At 50.0% G+C, this 1,069-nt stretch carries 1 protein-coding gene; it reads right to left on the minus strand.

The genetic code is table 11. From position 1 onward, the window contains the following. Positions 1-957, minus strand: a 957-nt coding sequence (gene ribA / locus R8269_RS26030) for a GTP cyclohydrolase II (RefSeq protein WP_318223017.1), incomplete at its 3' end; no start/stop codon positions are given. Positions 958-1,069 lie beyond the last annotated feature (112 nt).

Genomic DNA, 1,069 nt, shown 5'->3' on the forward strand with positions numbered 1-1,069 from the left:
GACACGCGCAACGACGTTTGCGTTCGCGATCTTCAAAGCCGCAAGCTTACGGGGGTTGTTGGTCATCAGACGCACTTCGTCAATCCCTAAATGCTCTAACATCCCTTTGCAAAACGCATAGTCTCGCATATCAGCAGCAAACCCTAAACGCTCATTCGCCTCAACGGTATCCGCACCATCATCCTGCAAGTGATAGGCGCGAATTTTGTTGATTAAACCGATGCCACGTCCCTCCTGACGCAAATAGAGCAGCACGCCGCAGCCCTCTTCGACGATGTTTTGCAACGCACGATTTAACTGAAAACCGCAATCGCAGCGTGTGCTAAATAGTGCGTCTCCAGTGAGACATTCAGAATGGAGCCGAATCAATGGCGCAGGCTGAGACGTCGGGTCGCCATACACCAGCGCGAGATGCTCCTTCCCTGTAGCCGTCTCGATGAAGCCGTGCATCATGAATGTGCCCCACTGAGTTGGCAGCTTGGCTTTGTCGATGAACTTAACCAAATTGTAAGGCTCGACATGTCGCAGTTCTGCGCGTACGTTCATCAGAATTTCTCCTAGGTGGTTCAAACCTTTACCGTCTCCCCCATCTCCCCAAAATGCGTCCTTGTGCGAATGCTCGGTAAGGCAAGCATTGCCCGTGCGCATCAGTTTCTGAGCAAGTTTCGGGTTTTGGAGGAATTTTTCTCGCACAATGAACGCCATAACTGAGAGCTTCATGTTGTCCCAATCGCTGCGAACGAGATGCTCGTACTGACGGCTTAACGCGAACGCTTCATCCGGCGATTGGGCTTTCTGAATTTTGGTTTGCAGTTGGGCATCAACAAATTTCTGAGCTTGATAGTAGTGTTCGCTGGTGGGCCAAGATTGGGAAGATATTTCGACGGGGGCATGACAGAAGTTGGAGAGGAAGCCGTGCGGCTCATCGGGCTCGTAGAAAAGGATCTGATCAACCATATTCGCGCTCCTGCTTAAGTGATATGGATAGTCAACAAAAGGCATATCCTACTGGTATATCTTTTAGTAACGCCTCTACCATTTGTCAAACCATAGTAAGCAAGCAAAGTGA

Source organism: Vibrio sp. Vb0667 (assembly GCF_033391095.1).